This is a genomic window from Kribbella sp. NPDC048837 (genome assembly GCF_055586945.1).
In genome coordinates this window covers 574,036-591,171 of sequence record NZ_JBVJHF010000001.1, presented here as the reverse complement: position 1 = coordinate 591,171, position 17,136 = coordinate 574,036, and the positions used below count along the sequence as shown (strand labels likewise).

General features: G+C 67.3%; 15 protein-coding genes and 2 pseudogenes. 12 read left to right on the top strand and 5 right to left on the bottom strand.

Annotated features, from left to right (window positions below):
• Positions 1 to 12 precede the first annotated feature (12 nt).
• The 6 genes from ACZ6O0_RS02875 (at position 13) to ACZ6O0_RS02850 (ending at position 6,325) form a co-directional block, all read left to right on the top strand.
• Positions 13 to 1,317, top strand: a complete 1,305-nt coding sequence (locus ACZ6O0_RS02875) for a cytochrome ubiquinol oxidase subunit I (RefSeq protein ID WP_465763095.1) — start codon at positions 13 to 15, stop codon at positions 1,315 to 1,317.
• Positions 1,317 to 2,327 carry a cytochrome d ubiquinol oxidase subunit II gene (locus ACZ6O0_RS02870; RefSeq protein WP_465763094.1) on the top strand — a complete coding sequence of 337 codons (1,011 nt, stop codon included), beginning with the start codon at positions 1,317 to 1,319 and terminating at the stop codon, positions 2,325 to 2,327. The genes ACZ6O0_RS02875 and ACZ6O0_RS02870 overlap by 1 nt, the downstream gene beginning before the upstream one ends.
• The gene (locus ACZ6O0_RS02865) at positions 2,324 to 2,557 is read left to right on the top strand and encodes a hypothetical protein (RefSeq protein ID WP_465763093.1); all 234 of its coding nucleotides are present in this window, start codon (positions 2,324 to 2,326) and stop codon (positions 2,555 to 2,557) included. The genes ACZ6O0_RS02870 and ACZ6O0_RS02865 overlap by 4 nt, the downstream gene beginning before the upstream one ends.
• Complete coding sequence (locus ACZ6O0_RS02860) at positions 2,547 to 4,253, top strand: ABC transporter ATP-binding protein/permease (protein WP_465763092.1); 1,707 nt, start codon at positions 2,547 to 2,549, stop codon at positions 4,251 to 4,253. Before ACZ6O0_RS02865 ends, ACZ6O0_RS02860 begins: the two co-directional genes overlap by 11 nt.
• Entirely contained in the window at positions 4,250 to 5,773 is a 1,524-nt protein-coding gene (locus ACZ6O0_RS02855; protein WP_465763091.1) for an ATP-binding cassette domain-containing protein, read from the top strand. Before ACZ6O0_RS02860 ends, ACZ6O0_RS02855 begins: the two co-directional genes overlap by 4 nt.
• Before the next feature lie 195 nt (positions 5,774 to 5,968).
• Positions 5,969 to 6,325: an MBL fold metallo-hydrolase gene (locus ACZ6O0_RS02850; protein ID WP_465764055.1), complete on the top strand. Its 357-nt coding sequence runs from the start codon at positions 5,969 to 5,971 to the stop codon at positions 6,323 to 6,325.
• A gap of 59 nt (positions 6,326 to 6,384) precedes the next feature.
• Here ACZ6O0_RS02850 and ACZ6O0_RS02845 read toward each other — a convergent pair.
• Positions 6,385 to 6,930 (bottom strand): annotated as a pseudogene (locus ACZ6O0_RS02845) (ATP-dependent DNA ligase); the annotation flags it as partial.
• Between the two features lie 357 nt (positions 6,931 to 7,287).
• Between ACZ6O0_RS02845 and ACZ6O0_RS02840 the strand changes: the two are divergent.
• From ACZ6O0_RS02840 to ACZ6O0_RS02820, 5 genes are all read left to right on the top strand, one after another.
• Positions 7,288 to 7,794, top strand: coding sequence for a SigE family RNA polymerase sigma factor (locus ACZ6O0_RS02840; RefSeq protein ID WP_465763090.1), 507 nt, complete (start codon positions 7,288 to 7,290; stop codon positions 7,792 to 7,794).
• Between the two features lie 11 nt (positions 7,795 to 7,805).
• Positions 7,806 to 8,879, top strand: a complete 1,074-nt coding sequence (locus ACZ6O0_RS02835; RefSeq protein WP_465763089.1) for a hypothetical protein — start codon at positions 7,806 to 7,808, stop codon at positions 8,877 to 8,879.
• A 62-nt stretch (positions 8,880 to 8,941) separates the two neighbouring features.
• Positions 8,942 to 9,139 carry a hypothetical protein gene (locus tag ACZ6O0_RS02830; protein WP_465763088.1) on the top strand — a complete coding sequence of 66 codons (198 nt, stop codon included), beginning with the start codon at positions 8,942 to 8,944 and terminating at the stop codon, positions 9,137 to 9,139.
• 340 nt (positions 9,140 to 9,479) lie between these two features.
• Entirely contained in the window at positions 9,480 to 9,776 is a 297-nt protein-coding gene (locus ACZ6O0_RS02825; protein ID WP_465763087.1) for a MauE/DoxX family redox-associated membrane protein, read from the top strand.
• A gap of 201 nt (positions 9,777 to 9,977) precedes the next feature.
• Positions 9,978 to 13,154 carry a M14 family metallopeptidase gene (locus ACZ6O0_RS02820; RefSeq protein WP_465763086.1) on the top strand — a complete coding sequence of 1,059 codons (3,177 nt, stop codon included), beginning with the start codon at positions 9,978 to 9,980 and terminating at the stop codon, positions 13,152 to 13,154.
• A 184-nt stretch (positions 13,155 to 13,338) separates the two neighbouring features.
• Here ACZ6O0_RS02820 and ACZ6O0_RS02815 read toward each other — a convergent pair.
• Together ACZ6O0_RS02815 and ACZ6O0_RS02810 are read right to left on the bottom strand one after the other, a co-directional pair.
• Positions 13,339 to 13,622, bottom strand: a pseudogene (locus ACZ6O0_RS02815) (transposase); the annotation flags it as partial.
• Positions 13,623 to 14,031: 409 nt separating this feature from the next.
• Complete coding sequence (locus tag ACZ6O0_RS02810; protein ID WP_465763085.1) at positions 14,032 to 15,045, bottom strand: phosphotransferase; 1,014 nt, start codon at positions 15,043 to 15,045, stop codon at positions 14,032 to 14,034.
• 124 nt (positions 15,046 to 15,169) lie between these two features.
• Between ACZ6O0_RS02810 and ACZ6O0_RS02805 the strand changes: the two genes are divergently transcribed.
• Entirely contained in the window at positions 15,170 to 15,382 is a 213-nt protein-coding gene (locus tag ACZ6O0_RS02805; RefSeq protein ID WP_465763084.1) for a hypothetical protein, read from the top strand.
• A 265-nt stretch (positions 15,383 to 15,647) separates the two neighbouring features.
• Here ACZ6O0_RS02805 and ACZ6O0_RS02800 read toward each other — a convergent pair whose 3' ends face one another.
• Together ACZ6O0_RS02800 and ACZ6O0_RS02795 are read right to left on the bottom strand one after the other, a co-directional pair.
• Complete coding sequence (locus ACZ6O0_RS02800) at positions 15,648 to 16,406, bottom strand: hypothetical protein (protein WP_465763083.1); 759 nt, start codon at positions 16,404 to 16,406, stop codon at positions 15,648 to 15,650.
• Positions 16,403 to 17,113 carry an ABC transporter ATP-binding protein gene (locus ACZ6O0_RS02795; protein WP_465763082.1) on the bottom strand — a complete coding sequence of 237 codons (711 nt, stop codon included), beginning with the start codon at positions 17,111 to 17,113 and terminating at the stop codon, positions 16,403 to 16,405. Before ACZ6O0_RS02795 ends, ACZ6O0_RS02800 begins: the two co-directional genes overlap by 4 nt.
• Positions 17,114 to 17,136 lie beyond the last annotated feature (23 nt).

The following is a 17,136-nucleotide window of genomic DNA, read 5'->3' as shown; positions in this document are numbered from 1 at the left end:
CGGAGAGTCGCCATGAGTCTGCTCGATCTGTCGCGGTGGCAGTTCGTCATCACCGTGATGTTCCACATGACGTTCCCGGCCATCACGGTGGGATTGTCGATCCTGCTGAGCGTCCTCTACGGGATGTACTGGAAGACCCACAAGGCGGTCTATCTGCAGATGTTCCGGTTCTGGCGGCGCGTCTTCGCGGTCGGATTCGCGATCGGGGTCGTGGCCGGCATCGTCATCACGTTCGAGATGGGGCTGAACTGGGGCGCCTACGCGGCCAAGACCGGTTCGATCATCGGTCCGATCATCGGGATGGAAGTCGTGACGGCGTTCTTCGTCGAGGCTGGGTTCATCGGTGTCCTGCTGTACGGCGACGGCCGGGTCCGGCACGCCACGATGTTCGCCTCGACGGTGATGGTGGCGCTCGGCACGATCCTGTCCTCCACCTGGATCATCGCCGCCAACTCCTGGATGCAGACACCGGCCGGGTTTGTCGTACGCAACGGGCGGTTCGAGCCGACCGACTGGGCGGACGCGATCTTCAACCCGTCGTTCGTCTGGCGGTGGCCGCACATGGTGCTCGCCGTACTGATCTCGGCCGCCTTCTTCGTGGCCGGCATCAGCGCGTACTACCTGGTCAAGGGACGGGCGTTGCCGTTCGCCCGCCGGTCGATGTCGATCGCACTAGGTGTGGCGGCGATGCTGGTCCCGGTGCAGATCTTCGTCGGTGACCACACTGCCGGCGCCGTGCTGCCGCACCAGCTGTCCAAGCTCGAGGCCCTGGAAGGCAACTGGACAGAAGGCAACACTGGCTTCGTCCTCTTCGCGATCCCCGACCAGCAGGCCGAGCGCAACCTCGTGGAGCTGAACATCCCGTGCCTGGGCAGCGCCATCAACCGGGACCTCACCTGCAAGACTGCGATCCCCGGACTCGAGCTGACGCCGAAGGCCGACCGGCCGGACATGGCCGCGGTCTTCTGGGGTTTCCGGGTGATGTTCCTGGCCGCGCTGCTGATGTTCGGCACCGTCTTCTACGCGACGATCCTGCGCTTCCGCCGAAAACTGTGGACCTCCAGACGCTTCCACCGGTTCCTGCTCTGGACGACACCGATGGGCATCCTCGCGATCCTGGGCGGCTGGGCCACCGCCGAGACGGGTCGCCAACCGTGGGTCGTGTTCGGTCAGCTGCGTACCTCCGACGCCGTCTCGCACCTCGCGCCCGGCGAGCTCGTGTTCTCCGTGGTGGGCTTTTCGTTGCTGTACGTCGTGATGCTGGTCGCGTACATCGCCTACATCGTGCACACCGTGCGGATCGGACCGGCGAACTGATGGCCGCGATCTGGTTCCTACTCATCCTGCTGTGTCTGCTGATGTACGTCGTACTGGACGGCTATGACCTGGGTATCGGGATCGCCTCCTTGATCGAACCGGACGCGAGCTATCGGTACGACATGCTCGAGCAGGTCGCCCAGGTCTGGGACGGCAACGAGACCTGGCTGGTTCTGCTCGGGGTCAGCTTGTGGGCCGGCTACCCGGCAGCATTCGGCGCGCTCCTTCCGCAGGCCTACCTGCCGGTGATCGTGATGTTGTTCGCGTTGATCGTTCGCGGGGTCAGTGTGGAGATGGCGTCACAGGCGCATCCTGCGCCTCGCTGGGAACGAGCTTTCGGCGTTGCCTCGCTGATCGCGGCGCTTGCTCAGGGCGCGGCCGTTGCGACCCTGACAGCGCACCTGACCGTAGTAGAGGGGGCGTTCTCCGGTTCGCCGTTCGGCGCGATCAATTGGTTCGCGGCGCTGTCCGCCGTGACCGTCACCTGTGGCTACCTGGCACTGGGGTACGCCTACCTGAAGTGGAAGGCGACCGGTGAACTCCGTGCCCGTGCCGGACATCGCGGCGCGGTCGGCGCGGTCCTGGCGTCGTTGCTGGCTGTCGGATGCCTCATCGCCGTGGGTGCTACCGCCACGCCGCTGAGCCTGGCTGGTCCTGCGCGGGTCATCGTCTTCACCGGGGTCCTGCTGTTCGCCGCGGCCGGCGCGGTGATGAGCGTGGTGACCTTGCGGCCGACTTCGCCGTACGACGGTCTCCCGCTCGCGGGCCTGGTGACGACCGTCGTGGCCCTCGTCGTTGCCCTGGTGGTGGCCCGCTATCCGGTGCTGGCGTCGCCGGATCTGACGCTCGCGAACACGGCGGCTCCGCCCGGCACGCTGTCGTTTCTCGCGGTCGGGATCGGGCTCAACGTGCCACTGATCCTCTTCTACAACTGGTTCGCCCACCACGCCTTCCGCGGCAAGGCCGCGGCCAACCATCTCTCGAACGGAACGACAGGAGGCGCCCAATGAGCACTCGAGCACAGCGCGCACACACGGTGCGCCGACAGCTCACTCGGACGGCGCTGACCATCGTCAGCGTCGTTGTCGCCTGGTTGCTCTACTGCGTCTGCCAGGGAATGTTCTCCGGCTATCCCAAGTACCACAGCCGCTTGCTCAGCGTCGTGGGCCTCATCCTCATCGCCCTCACCGGCGGGATCGCCTGGGTCATCGACGAACACCGGATGCACGATGACGACTGACCAGGCCGGCACGGCAACTGTGGAGGTGCGCGAGTGGCTCGTGGCAGTCGCGTCGCCCGGCCGTCGGTGGCTGCTGTCCGCCGCCGGTTGCAATGCGCTCGAGACAACGTTCACCATCGTCCAGTGGGTGGGCCTGGCCTTGGTCGCGGGTGATGTTCTCGCCGGCGATCGGCCGAGCGGGCTGGGATTGGGCGTCCTGTTCGGTGGTGGTCTACTCGCGGCGGGAGCGACCTGGAGCGGGGCGCGGTTCCAGGCAACCGGTCGACTGCGGATCGCCCACGCGCTGCGGCGGCGGCTGGTCGCTGGTCTGCTGCCGTCCAGCCGACGGCACGCGGAGCCAGATCCCGCGACGGCTGCATTCGCAGCAGTGGAGTTGACCGACGACATCGCCGACTTCCATGCCCAGGCCCTACCTCAGCGAGCGTCGGCTCCGGCATCGATGGCGCTGATTCTCGTCACCACGGCGGTGCTGCAATGGCCCGCCGCCGTGATCCTGTTGCTGGCGAGTCTGCTCATCCCAGTGAACATGCGGCTCGCAGGTTTGTTCGCCAAGGAAGGTGCCGACGCACGAATGGCGGCCAGCACGAGGCTCGTGGCGGTTGTGCTGGACAGCTTCCGTGGCCTGCCGACGCTTCGAAACATCGGGGCGCTGGCACGACGTCGTACCGAACTGGCTCGCGCAGCTGACGACCTGAACGCCACGACCATTGCCGTCGTGCGGCGGGCCGCTCTGTCCGGTGCGGTGATGGATGTCGTGATCACGTTCTCGATCGCGGCCAACGCGACGTACGTTGGTCTGTCCCTGCTCGGCTATGTCCGGGTCGGTGGAGCGCCCAGCATGACATTGTTCCGCGGCCTGCTCGCGCTGCTGATCTGCCCGATGTACTTCCAGCCGATCCGAGCCATGGCTGCTGCCTTCCACAGCAAGGAGCGAGCGCTGTCCGCGGCACCGGCGATCCGTGCCCTCCTTGCCGAGCCGGAATCGGCGGTGGCGGCGGGCGCTCGTGCACAGCCGTCGGGCGATGCAGTAACCGTTGTCCTGGGCAACGTCTCCTTTCGGTTCTCCGGCGCGGCGGAGCCGACGCTGCACGAGGTGAACCTGACCGTTCACGCTGGAAGCTGGACGGCGGTGGCCGGCCCGTCCGGCGCAGGCAAGACCACGTTGCTGTCGCTGATCGCTGGCGTGCGCGCGCCGACTCATGGGACCGTCCGGTGGCAGACGGCGACCGGAGCGTCGGCGCCGTGGCTCGGCGGCTGTGCCTGGATCGGCCAGCAGACGATCCTCCTCCGTGGATCGATAGGCGACAACATCCGCATCGGACGGCCGGACGCCAGCGGGTCGGACATCGAGCAGGCGGTCGCTGCGGCGGGGCTGGCTGAGGTCGTCGCACGACTTCCGCAGGGACTGGACACGCCACTGGGGGAGGGCGGCGGGAGTCTGTCGACCGGCGAAGCGCGACGCATCGCCGTCGCCCGCGCGTTTCTCAGCGACGCGGGTCTGTGGGTTCTGGACGAGCCGACTGCGCACCTCGACGCGGATGCCGAGGCTCAGATCATCGTTGCCCTGCGCACCGCCACCCGCGGCCGCACGGTCATCGTGGCCACGCACTCGGCGGCTCTCGCCCGCTCCGCCGACGTCATCCTCGGCGTCGCCAATGGGACGGTCCACACTGTGCGGGAGGCGATTCGGGTATGACCGCGAAGTCACTCGCAGCCACCGGGCTGCTGCTGGCCTGCCTGGCCGAGGCCTGCTCCGTCGGACTTCTCGGACTCTCGGGATGGTTCGTTGCCGCTTCGGCTGTGGCCGGCGCCAGCACCTACAGTGCGTTCTCCTACCTCGCGCCTAGCGGTGGGGTACGCGCGTTCGCGCTGGGGAGGATCGCGACCGGTTATGCCAACCGTGTCGTGCTGCACGCGGCGGCACTGCGCCGGATCGGCGCTGCGAGGCTCGCTGTGTACGACCAGGCCGCCGGATCCGAAGGTACGGGTTGGTCCGGTCAGTCGCTGGACCGGGTTATGGCCGACGCGGACATCACCGGCATGGCGGTCATCCAGGCCACCGCGCCAGTGGTCGTCGCTGCTGTGATGACCGCGGGCGGCTGTGTCGCGATCGCTCTCGCCGGCTGTCCGCTCGCGGCGCTGACGTTGGCCGCAGCCGTGATCGCCTGCGCCGTACTCGCCGTGGCTTCGGCGCGCCGGCTGGATGACTCGACCCACACCCGTAGTGTGCTGCGGACCGAACTGGTCACCGCGGTCGAGGCATGGCCCGAGATGGCATCGCTTGGTGCCACCGACCAACTGGCGCACCGCACTCTGGAACGTCTGGTCGCCTTCGAGGGCGGGCGAGATCGCCACGCGGCAACGACCGCGCGCGCTCTGGGCGGCACGCGCGCAGTGACGGCTGTCGCGCTGCTGCTGACAGTGCTGCTCAGCGCGAGATCCGGTGCCACGATCGCGACGTTGGTCTTCGTTGGTCTGCTCACCGCCGGTGTCATGGCCAATGCCGAGCATCTGGTCACCGCCGCGAGCGCGTGGTGCCAATCGCGCCAGGCCAAGGCTCACCTCGCCTCGGTCGGCGAGGACGAGACCCTCAGGCCAGAGGTCGCGTCCACCTTCCGGGCCACGTACGACGGTCGCAGCCTCGCCGTCACCGGATACCAACTGCCCGAGACACCGACGCGTGATGCGCGCGAGATCGCGTTTGCCATCGCTGCCGGCCAGGCCCTAGTCATCACCGGCCCGTCCGGCAGCGGAAAGACCACCCTCATCTCCGCAATCGCGGCCGCGCTCCGGCGACAACCCGGTCCCGCCGTGGTCACCGCCGTACTGGCTGATGACTATCTGTTCACCGGCACGGTCGCCGACAATCTCCGCCTGGCCAATCCCAGCGCGAGCGACGCCGAAATCGCGGATCTGCTCGTCGCGATGGCCCTGGACCGTGCCGGAGTCGGACCGCAGACGACCATCGGTGTCGGCGGGCGCGACCTGTCCGGCGGCGAACGACGTCGACTCCATCTTGCCCGCGCCCTTGCCACCCAGCCCGACGTTCTCCTCATCGACGAACCTACGACCGCCCTCGACCCAGACACTGCCGCACAGGTCCTGCAGGCCGTACGGCGCCGGCTGCCCGATGCGGCTCTCGTCCTGGCGATGCACGAGCCGCCTACAGATAGGCGCCTGCTCGGCCCTGGCTGCACCACCGTGCCAGTCGAATGAGGCCTCAGCCGCCTGCTTGGTCTTGGCAGATGTTCGTAGCCTGATCACTCTGAGTGTCATGAACGACATGGGGGAGCAGTTCGGGATCTACGAGCCCAGGGACCGTGCGGTCAACCAGAAGTTGATCGGGGACGTCGTGAACGTTCCAGGGCCGGAGTCGCTGCGAAGCCACACGTCGAGGCGGCCCGGGAGGCGATTCGTCAGTTCGGGGCGAGGTTACGTCCGTTCGAACACGACGCGGAGCTCCTTCCCGGGGTGCATGCGGTGGCCGCCGCCGGCCACACACCAGGGCACACCGCACTGCTCCTGGAAAGCAGGGGTGAGCAGTTGCTGTGTGTCGGTGACACCTTCTACGACCCGCTCCAGTTGACGCATCCCGACTGGGCAACGCCCTGGGACCTCGACCTGCCCACCTCGGTGACCTCGCGGCGAAGGTTCCTTGGACGGGCCGCCGACGAGCGCCTACTGGTACGCGCCTACCACTTGCCGTTCCCGGAACTCGGTCGCATCGATCGGCGCGGGACCTCCTTTGCCTGGCAGCCGATTCGGTGAGCGCAGAGCCCTCATCGGCTTGGACCAACACGTCACCGACACCTGTCGCGCACGAGAAACTACAGGCTCCCCCAGCGCCCGACCTCGGAACCTTCGATCGCGAGCTGCGGCGCGACAAGTGCAATCCCGAGAGAATTCACCTTGACCCAGGCGTCCCTGCGGCCCGGCGTGTAACGGGAGGCTGCCCCTTTGACGACGAGTCCTCCGACGCCCATCGCGGCGGGAAGCACGTTGAACCAATCGATGGCCTCGTCGAGGTCATCGGTGACGGGTGTCAGCTGAAGGGGCGGGACCCAGCCGCTGGACAGCTCCTCGAGACCCTGCCGGCGCACGGTCGAGCGCTGCGTGCACAGGTCGACGCTGCTGACCGCGAGCAGGTCGAACGCGGCGTACGAGGCGGGCAGCTGCGCGGCCTTGGCGCGGGCCTTCGCTGGGCTGGTGACGAGGCGTTGCTGGGGCGCGTCGAAGCTCAACCGGCCGTCGGCGCCGAGGATCACCAGTTCGCCGTCAGGCGCCACGCCGTCCGGGATCTGCCGGGCCGCGGCGTCGGCGATGTCCGGGAAGCGGTCCGTGATGTCGTTGCGATTGCGGGTCCACAGGCGGGCCTCTTGACCGCGGCGGCGATCGCTACGCGGCTAGTTGCCTGAACTCTCTTCAGACGCCAGTTGGCGTCTCGAGGTGGTGTCTGGAGAGGGGTACTGGTGGTTGCTGACGTGGGCCGGGTGGTCGAGTACGGGGTTGGTTCGCGGTGGCGGGTGCTGTTCCCGGACCTTGAGCACGTCGCGGCTTCCGGATTCCTTTCGCGACCTGGCCGACTCCGACTCGCAGCCGGCACACGATCGACGGCGCGGATCCAGCAGCGGGGGGCCTACCGCAGAGTCTCTCAGAATTCCGCCTTGGGGGGTGCAACCTGAAGGAGCGGGCCGCCCGTCTTGAGGGGGACATGGAGAGTGGAGGCGCGGATGGCGGAGCGGGACAAGGCGTTCGTCGAGTTCGTGGAGGCGGCGATTCCGTCGCTACGGAGGACGGCGTACCTGATCGGCGGCGACCGGCACAAGGCGGACGACGTCGTGCAGGAGACGCTTTACAAGCTGTACCTCGCCTGGCCGAAGGTGCAACGGGCCGGCAACCCGTTCGCCTACGCCCGCCGGATGCTGGTCAACGTCGCGTACGACGGGGGCCGGCGCTCCTGGCGTCGGGAGGTCACCATCGCCGAGGTCCCGGAGTACGCCGTCCAGAACGGCGACTTCGCGGTCGGGCACGCTGACCGTGACGAGGTGCTCGAAGCGCTGCGAGCACTGGGGCCACGGCAGCGTGCCTGCATCGTCCTGCGGTACTACGAGGACCTCTCGGTCGAGCAGACCGCGGAGATCCTCGGGTGCTCGGAGGGCACGGTGAAAAGCCAGTCCGCTCGCGGCCTCGACACTCTCCGCAAGGCCATCGATCGGCGACGGAGTCCGGCGCTGTGAAGGAGCACGAGATGGAAGACACCCGCGAGGTCAGCGCTGAGCTGCACCGCCTGGCCGACACCGAACCACTGGATCACTTCGACACCGCAACGGTCCTCACCCGAGGCCGCCGTGGCCTCCGGCGCCGCCGCTTCCTAGGCGCGGGCGGCGCCATCGCCGGCGTCGCGGCGGCAGCCCTCGCTGTCACCCTCATCCCCAACCTCACCACCACCGGCAACGACCCCGGCGTGGCCGGCACCCAGACCGAGAACTCCCAGTTCAGCCCGGTCCCGGGTGTCCCGCGCGGCGAGGACGGCGCCGGCCAGCGGATCTCCAAGCAGGAGGCCGAACGCCGTTGCGCACTGCGGTACCCCGGTGTTAACGGCACGATGAAGGGAAGCACCGGCTTCCGATCCGTCAGCTCGCAGTTCTACATCCATAACAACTCTGCCGGGGCCCCGGTGACCCCGTTCTGCACGATCCCCGGCGGGGACAAACCGTCCGCCGCACTGGTCGCGGCCGCGAAGGCCGATCCGTTCCCGAAGAACGCGGCCGGCCAGCTTCGCAACTGCTCGGTGAACGCATGGGTCGACATGACCAAATGGCACATCCTGGTCTCCGACCGTCTGAGTCTGGACAACGAGAAGAACTACCGCGCATTCAACCGCGAACTGCTGATCGCGATCTCACCGTCCGGCAGGACAGCGATCGCCTGCCAGTTGCCGGTGAACGACATCCAGGGCGCCGGCTACGGCTGGGGCGTCACCGCCTTGCGCCTCGACGACCTCGGCACGGACTACCCGCGGCTCCTGTTGCCGGACGGGACCCGCGGCAAGGAGATCGCCGCCATTCTTCCCGAGGGTACGGACTGCAATGGCAAGATCTGTGGCCGGTCGCTGCCCACCGGTTGGGGGCGGGCACCGACGAACACCGCCAAGATCGTCGTACAGGTCGGCTCCGGCCCGAAGTACGAATCGCCGCTCAAGGACGGCTGGTACGCCTTCACCGCGCTCGACAAAACCAGCCACTCCACCGACGACCGGTTGACGGTCAGGGCGTACGACAAGGACGGAAAGCTCCTCAGCAAGCTCTACCCCGAGAAGTGATCGAGGCGCCGGCCCGGGATTGCCCGGGCCGGCGTTCTGTCAGCGGATGCGAGTGTTGGATCATGAAGGACGGGGCATCCCGGTCAGGCTTCGACAAGCAACGCTCAAACGCGTGTGAGCCTGTACGCCTCGAATATCCGCTCCTGGCCTGTGCACGAGACGACGTCGATTACGGCTGTGTCTTCGAAGCCTCCACCGGCGGCTATCTCGTCGCCTGGCCGGCAGGCCAGCTGTCCAGTTGCATCAATCAGGGCGGGTGAGCCGTCACGGAGTGCGACACTCCAGCCTGGAGGCGAGTCCTCGCCGTCGGCCGGCGGAGGCTTCACGATCCGCTCACGCGATGACATACCCAACGTTGCTTGACGCGGCACTAGCCTGATGAAAGTCGGGTCAGAGGTCGCGTTCGGACTCAGCCGACCAGCGGGTCTGGCGGCGGTCGAATCGGCAACACTTGCACAAGGCAATGATCTACGCCGCCGGGTGACAACCCATCGCCATCCACGAGAAGATGTGTGTATCGAGCGAGTCAAGGTCGTCGCCTCACGGCGCTACGGAACACTGTCGATCCGGACGTTGTCGAAGCCGTGATCGCTGACATTGTTGTTGCCACCGGCACTGACCGTCGAGGCGATCGCGGCGGCCGCTCTCGCTGCCGGCTTCACCGGGCACCTGATCTACGCCAGGATCGTCGCCTTGGAGGCGTCGTGCGGCTGCGTCGGCTCGCCGGCCAAAACCCGTTGGGTGTCGAGCGATCGGCCGCACACTGTTGCTGGTCGCGTGTTCTCCGGCGGCTGGGGCCGCCTCCGCAGCATGCCCCGAACCCCCGACGGCACCCTCTGGCTCACCTCCACCAGCAACGACGAGAGCGGCGGCACCCATCAGTCATTGACAACGTAATCGTCCGCCTCACGTTCCCTTGATCGGAAAACGCTTCACCAGCGGGTTGCCGGCCGGGGCATGCTCGACGCATTGCTCCGGGGATACCCCGGGAGTACGGTGACGGCACATTTGGCGCGCGTCCTTGGTCGGCAGCCGGTCGGGGGTTGCTGTCGTACGCCCGCCGAGGACGCCTGCCCACCACTGGGAGGGGTGTTCTCGATGTCCTCGAAACGCGGCGTCGCAGCGTTCCTGGCCACGGCAGCACTGGGCTCGGTCTCCATCGGCCTGGTGTCGTCCCCTGCAACCGCCCGACCGCCGGATTCACCGCTCGAGATGTACGTACTCGAGGGGCCGGCCGACAAGATCAACGAAGCCGTCCCCGGACTCGAACTCGCGGCGGTGCACCAGACCGCGGCCGGTGTCACAGCCGACGCGGTCCTCACGCAAGTCCAGCGGGACAAAGTGAACGCCGCCGGCGTGAAGGTCACCGTCAAGCGCAACAACAAGGGCCAGTCGGTCTCGGAGCAGGCCGCGGCCCAGGCACGCACCGGGTACACGGTCTATCGGTCGTGGGACGAGCCGGGCGGCATCCGCGACGAACTGTTCGCTGTCGCGCGCGACAATCCCAATCTGGTCAAGCTGGTGGTGCTCGGCCGGACACATCAGGGCCGTGAGCTGATCGCGCTGAAGGTCACCCAGGGTGCGCCCGGGATTCGCGACGGCTCCCGCCCGGCAGTGCTGTACTCGTCGCTGCAGCATGCGCGCGAGTGGATCAGCCTCGAAGTGAACCGCCGGCTGCTGCACCACTTCGTCGATCGATTCCGGGCGAACGACACGGCCGTCAAGAACCTGCTGAAGAGCACCGAACTGTGGTTCGTGGTCGCCGCGAACCCGGACGGGTACCAGTACACGTTCACGAACGAGCGGCTGTGGCGCAAGAACCTGCGCGACAACAACGGCGACGGCCAGATCAGCGTCGTCGACGGTGTCGACCCGAACCGGAACTTCGACGAGCACTGGGGCTACGACGACGAAGGCTCGTCACCTGACCCGGCCAGCGAGACGTACCGCGGACCGGCACCGGCGTCGGAGCCGGAGACGCGGGCGATGGCCGGCCTGATCGATCGGATCAAGCCGAAGTTCCAGTCGAACCTTCACTCGTTCGGGCAATGGCTCCTGTACCCCCAGGGCTGGCAGGTCGGCACACCCGACGCCGACAACCCGCTCTACGTCGCACTGGGCGGCACCGACGCGAACCCGGCCATCCCGGGCTTCAACCCCGGTCAGTCGGCCGACACTCTCTACGTCACCAACGGCGAGACCACCGACTACGCCGACACCAACGGCGGTACGGTCGCCTACACCCCCGAGCTCGGTGAAGGGATTCCAGGCGCCGGCTTCGTGTTCCCGGATGACGAGGCCTTGATCCAGGCGGAGTTCCTGAAGACACTGCCGTTCCACCTCGGTCTGGCGCGCTCGGCCGTCAACCCTGCCGCCCCGGCTTCGCCGGTCGGCATCACGACAGCGCCGTTCTACCTCGACCAGGACGACATCGACCCGCAGAATGGCCAGCAATCGATGTTCGACTTCCGGTTCGCCGTCTCGTACGGCGACCCGCAGGAGGTCCGGGTCCTTGCCCGGCGCAACCTCGGCGCCGTCACGCTGAAGTACCGGATCGGCGCCGGGCCGGTGCAGCAGAAGCCCACCTCCGAGTGGACCGGAGGGGAGCGCTACGGACCTGGCAACGGCACCTATTACCACGTCGTCCGCGGCCAGGTCACCGGTACGTCGGTCGGCGACAACGTGACCGTGTGGTTCGAAGGCGGCGGTCAGCGCAGCGAGTCGTTCACCTACCAGGTCGCATCCGACACCGGCCGGAGGGTGCTGATCCTCGCGGCCGAGGATTACACCGGCGCATCTCCGGTCAAGCCGGGAGTGACCGCACCGCAGTACCTGTCCTTCTACACCGATGCCCTGACCGCCCAGGGGATCGCGTTCGACGTGTACGACGTGGACGCGCGTGGCCGGATCGCGCCGGACAACCTCGGCGTCCTCAGCCACTACGGCGCCGTTCTCTGGTACACCGGCGATGACGTGGTGACCCGCGAACCCGGCTGGGCCGCGGGCAACGCGTCGCGGCTGGCGATGCAAGAGTTGCTCGAGGTGCGCGACTTCGTCAACGAGGGCGGGCGCGTCGCTTATACCGGCCAACGCGCCGGCCAGCAGTACACCCCGGCGCTGGGAACGCAGCTGTACGACCCGTTCGAGAACAAGCAGTGCCGGGCCGATCCCGCCGTCCTCGCGCGCTGCCTCGCACTGTCCGGCTCGGGCGACTCGCAGGGCGACCCGATCGAGTACACCTTCGGTGCGGCGATCACGACGCCGAATGGCGGACTGGACCCGAACACAGGTGATCCGTTCCCGATCGCCGGGATCGACACTCCGCTCGCGGGTTTGACACTGGAGCGCAACGGCGCTGACAGCGCCCAGAACCAAGCGGCTGACGCATCGTTCATCGCCACCGGAGACTTCCTGAAGGTGACCGACCCGGCGGGCAGCTTCCCGCACCTGAACAGCTGGCCTGCCGCTGAGTACGTGTCCGGTATCTCCGGGCCGTTCGACCCGCACACCGGGCAGAGGTTCATGTACTCCGACCGGGCCGACGAGGCGTACAAGCGGCTCGCCCGAACCGTCACGGTGCCGGCGGGTGGCGCGACCCTGTCGTTCTGGACCAGCTACAACCTCGAGCTGGACTTCGACTACATGATCGTGGAGGCGCATACCGTCGGCCAGGACGACTGGACCACGCTGCCCGATGTGAACGGGCACACCTCCAGCGATCTGAGCAACGACCAGGCCTGCACCGGCGGCTGGAGCAACCCTGCGGATGCGGCGAACCTGCTGCACCCGTTCCTGACCCACTACCAAACCTTCGACCCGGCGACCGGCACATGCAGCAACACCGGAACCACCGGGGCGTGGCATGCGGGCAACGGCGGCTCGGCCGGATGGCAGCAATGGGAGATCGATCTGACACCCTTCGCCAACCGGCAGGTCGAGCTCTCGATCACCGTCCTGAGCGACTGGGGTCTGCAGCAGTTCCCCGGTGTCTTCATCGACGACGTCGAGGTCTCAACCGGTGAGGGAACGACCTCGTTCGAGGACGACGCCGACCCGACGGACGGCTGGACCGTGCTCGGTGCACCACAGGACGCCGGAGGTATCGAAGGCGCCAACCTCAACGACTGGGTCCGCCGCGCCGGCTTTGGTATCCAGGAAGGCGCTGCCGTCGCCACCGAGGACACCGTCTACCTGGGCTTCGGCTTCGAAGGCGTCACCGGAGCAGCCACCCGAACCCAACTGATGGACCGCCTGACCGACTACCTACTCCGCTGACAACCTCCACCAGGCACCGGGCGGAATCCCGCCCGGCGCCTGGTCCTACCGCAGCTCACGACGATCGGCCCAGGCCGCCATCTCCTTGCCGATGAGCAAGGTGGGTGAGCCTTCGAAGGTGAGCAGGAGTTTCGGTACGGCGGGGCTAGCTGCGAGCCAGGCGTCGTACGCCTCGATGCGGGATCCCGCAGTCCTCCAAGGTCTCGCGCAGGCCTGGGTCGCCGCCGTAGACCTCGTCAGCGGCGACCCAGGCCGCCGGCACGCCCGCGTCCAGGGCGCGGGTGATCATCTCACCCGCCAGTGCCGGTTTCGTCGCGAACTCCACATCCTCGGGCACGCCGGCTTGTTCGCGGCGCTCTTCGTCGTCGGTCCACCACCGCCGGAGGTACAGCTCACGGTCGACCAAAGCGTTCCCCTGTTGCTGGCATCGTTCATATACACCGCGACCTGCGCGGTCTCGATCCGGCCGTAGCCGTGGACGGCCGCGCGCAGCAGGACGGCCGGGGTGACGGCGGCGTGGAGGCCCAGCCTCCTTCCCGAGCTCGACACAGACAACCCGGAACGTAGGTTCACCGGACCGAGCACGGAAGGGGGCACGGCGCACGCCCGGGCCACATAGGGTCAGGTCAGCGCCCTGCTCCCCGCCGAATCCTGAAGGAGTGACCGAAGTCAGGGCCCGCTCCTTCAGGGATAACCTGCCTGGCCCACACAGCTCGCCCGAGTCGGTCACCGTCTTCCGGTACACGGCATTGTTGGTGCCGATGGCAACGACAGCCCTCGTCGTCGATCCGATCGCGGCCGCCGCCGGACCGCCGACCACCGCGCCGCCGAGAGAGCCACTCATCGTTGGCAGACCGCCGGCGCTAGGGCAGAAAGTTCACCTCGGGATCTTGGCTTCGTAGAGCATGAACTCGCGCATCAGTTCGGGCACGGTGTGGCTGTACTCCCGACGCGCTGATTCGTCGAGGCCGGAGATCGTTTGATGCCATGACAGCGCGCTGACGACAGAGGCCACGCATTGTGAGAGGGCAAAGGCGCTCAGCAGTTCGGCCTGGGGAGCGAAGCGTTGCCATGGCTTCATGTACTGGCGGAGCAAAGCGCCCATCTCGGCCGTAAAGGCATAGTCGTCGAGTTGGAGCGAGATTTCGATGCTCACGAACAATGTCCGGAGGGACACGAATGGATGGGTCACGCGTGCATCGCCCCAGTCAAGGAAAGTGACCCGGCCGTCGTGCACCAGCACGTTGCCGTCATGAAAGTCGCCATGGTCCACTGATTCAGGGATCCCGAGCGCGGCGAGGTGGGCGCAGATGCCGACGAACCGAGGTGTGACCTCAGATAGGCGCTGGAACTCCTCGGCGGTCAGACCGGACTGCTGGCCGACTTGAAAGCAATCGTCATCTTCCAGCAGTTGAGCGAACAGGCCGGGCAGGCGCGCAAGTCGCCTGTCGGGGACGCCAAGGGTCAGTAACTCATCCACATGTTGCGCAGCGTCTAGCTGTAGCTCCGAATAGAGCGGGATCACGGAAGTCCAAGGTGCGATGTCCTTCGCAGGGCGGATGCTGGCGCGCAACGGCTGACCTGCGTCGCGCATCAGCAACCACCCGCGCTGGACATCGACCGCCACCAGTTCCGGCATGCGGTCTCCGTACCAGCTTGCAAGAGTCTGGGTCAGTGCGGCCTGGTGCGCATCGGTGGTGGCTTTGAAGAACAGCGTGCACTGTTCGGTACGAACGAGCAGCACTGTCGACCACGGTCCAACGCTCGGTTGCTCGACCGGTGCAACGATGTTGAAGCCTGCGCGTTTCGTCTCTACCGCTATCCAGGCCATGGCTTCATTGAGCCATTCCGGGTCATGCCAGCGAGGTCGGGACGGGATCGTGCTGTTCATCAGAACGCAGCCTTTCAGGCCGGCACCGGAAGCTGAGGGCCGGTGGGAGGGTCAGATCTGGACCTGTGGGAGGGGAGCCTGGACGCGGACGCTGACAGATCCGTTGGTGTAGCCGAGGCGTTCGTTGACCGCGCGCATGTTCTCGTTTCCGGCCTGGAACACGGCTGTCAAGGACCGCGACTGGTGGGTGATCGTCGAGGTTCCCGACGCGGAGGTTGGAAAGTACCGGTGGATCGTGGATGGCGAGCCCGATCCGTTCCAGACACACGGTGTCGGTGAACGCTGGGGCCTGCCCCGCTTGGTGATCACCTTCTTTGAAACGACGTGGAGAGGTTGACGGACGATGCGCGTGGCACCAATCGTCGTACGAAATGCAGACCGGCCTGAAGTCGACCGATGTGGGATATCCAAGGCTCTCATAACCCCTGTGTCTCCGGTTCGAGTTCCGCGTCGGGAGATCGAGCTCCGCGACGAGGGGCCTACGCATAGGGAACGCTCCGTAGTTCATGCCCGCCGTGGCGGGGGGTCCGGTCATCCGGACCTCCCCGCCACGGGCAGACCAGGCCACGACTGCCCGTCGAGCGCACGTCCCGCGCCGCAGCTCAGGCCACATCTCGCCGCTCGGTGACAAGCGCTGCGGAGGTGGCGATGGCCGCGACGTACGACGCGAGCAGCAAGCCGCCTGTAGCCGCCGCGACGCTTGCGTCCGCGACGGGCATCCCGGCTTGGATGAGCGCTCTCGAAGCGGCCGCCGGAAGGTACTTCGCCAGTCCGGGCTCGCGCAGCGCACCGGGGAGCAGCCCCTGGATCACGAACCACCATGCGACTGCCGCGATGATCGCGAGGGCCTCGCTGCGCACGAGCGCACCCAGACCGGCTCCCGCCAAGGCGAACAGGCCGGCTGTGATTGTGACTCCGAGCCCGGTGAGGGCGGCGTCTCCGGTCAGCAGGTCGACGGGCAGGTCCTTGACGAGCACCACGATCGCCGTGGCGACGTACGACGCGATCAGCGTAACACTGGCGAAGGCCGTCCCGACGACGGCGGCCGCGGCGTACTTGCCGGCGAGGAAGCGGCCACGACGCGGGGTGACGAGCAGCGATGCGGTGATGGTGTGATGCCGGTACTCACCGGCCGCTGACAGCACGCCGAGCACGAAGACGATGCCCGCGACGAGAAGGCCGGGGACGGCGAGCACGCCCCGAAGGTCCTCCCGGCCGAGCGGGGCGGAACCATGGCTGCCTGCCACGATGGCGATCGCCGTGGTGAGGCCTGCGGAGAGGGTGATCGCGATGGTCAGCATCACCCAGGTCAGGCGCAACCCGAGATGCTTGATCAGCTCGGCGCGGAACAGTGCGGTCATGATGGTCTCTCAGTGGTGAGCTCGAGGAAACGACTCTCGAGGCTTGTGGTCGCGTTGGTCAGTTCGGCCAGTGATGCGTGCTCGACGAGCCGGCCGCGGTTGATGATCAGGACGTCGTCGACGGTGTTGGTCAGCTCGGCCAGCAGGTGACTGGAGACGAGCACCGTGCCGCCGCCCGCGGCGTAGGTGCGGATGAAACCGCGCAGCCAGTGCACGCCGTGCGGGTCCAGCCCGTTGGTCGGCTCGTCGAGAACCAGTACGTCAGGCTCGCCGAGCAGTGCAGCCGCGAGCGCCAGCCGCTGCCGCATGCCGAGTGAGTAGCCGCCGACGCGTCGCCCGGCGGCACGTCCCAGCTCGACCGTGTCGAGGACGGCGTCCAGCCGGGCGGTGCCCAGGCCGGCGGCGGTCGCGTAGACCCGCAGGGCGTTCCGGCCGGTGCGGGCCGGGTGGAACACGCCTGTGTCGAGGACCGCGCCGACGCGACGGGTCGGTGTGGGCAGGTCACGGTAGGCGACCCCGTCGATGGTGGCGGTGCCGGAGGTGGGACGGGCCAGCCCGAGCAGCATGCGAAGGGTGGTCGTCTTGCCAGCGCCGTTGGGTCCGAGGAAGCCGGTGACCCTGCCACTGCGGATGTCGGCGCTGAGATCGTCGACGGCGATCACGTCGCCGTACTTCTTGGTGAGCCCCCTGAGGGCGATCTCTGTCATGGCCTCGAAGTTACGGATCGTGA

Bases quoted from the DNA above. Each gene is read 5' to 3' on its own strand.
- ACZ6O0_RS02875 (WP_465763095.1), top strand. From the start codon at position 13: ATGAGTCTGCTCGATCTGTCGCGGTGGCAGTTCGTCATCACCGTGATG.
- ACZ6O0_RS02870 (WP_465763094.1), top strand. From the start codon at position 1,317: ATGGCCGCGATCTGGTTCCTACTCATCCTGCTGTGTCTGCTGATGTAC.
- ACZ6O0_RS02865 (WP_465763093.1), top strand. From the start codon at position 2,324: ATGAGCACTCGAGCACAGCGCGCACACACGGTGCGCCGACAGCTCACT.
- ACZ6O0_RS02860 (WP_465763092.1), top strand. From the start codon at position 2,547: ATGACGACTGACCAGGCCGGCACGGCAACTGTGGAGGTGCGCGAGTGG.
- ACZ6O0_RS02855 (WP_465763091.1), top strand. From the start codon at position 4,250: ATGACCGCGAAGTCACTCGCAGCCACCGGGCTGCTGCTGGCCTGCCTG.
- ACZ6O0_RS02840 (WP_465763090.1), top strand. From the start codon at position 7,288: ATGGCGGAGCGGGACAAGGCGTTCGTCGAGTTCGTGGAGGCGGCGATT.
- ACZ6O0_RS02835 (WP_465763089.1), top strand. From the start codon at position 7,806: ATGGAAGACACCCGCGAGGTCAGCGCTGAGCTGCACCGCCTGGCCGAC.
- ACZ6O0_RS02830 (WP_465763088.1), top strand. From the start codon at position 8,942: ATGAAGGACGGGGCATCCCGGTCAGGCTTCGACAAGCAACGCTCAAAC.
- ACZ6O0_RS02820 (WP_465763086.1), top strand. From the start codon at position 9,978: ATGTCCTCGAAACGCGGCGTCGCAGCGTTCCTGGCCACGGCAGCACTG.
- ACZ6O0_RS02810 (WP_465763085.1), bottom strand. From the start codon at position 15,045: ATGAACAGCACGATCCCGTCCCGACCTCGCTGGCATGACCCGGAATGG.
- ACZ6O0_RS02800 (WP_465763083.1), bottom strand. From the start codon at position 16,406: ATGACCGCACTGTTCCGCGCCGAGCTGATCAAGCATCTCGGGTTGCGC.
- ACZ6O0_RS02795 (WP_465763082.1), bottom strand. From the start codon at position 17,113: ATGACAGAGATCGCCCTCAGGGGGCTCACCAAGAAGTACGGCGACGTG.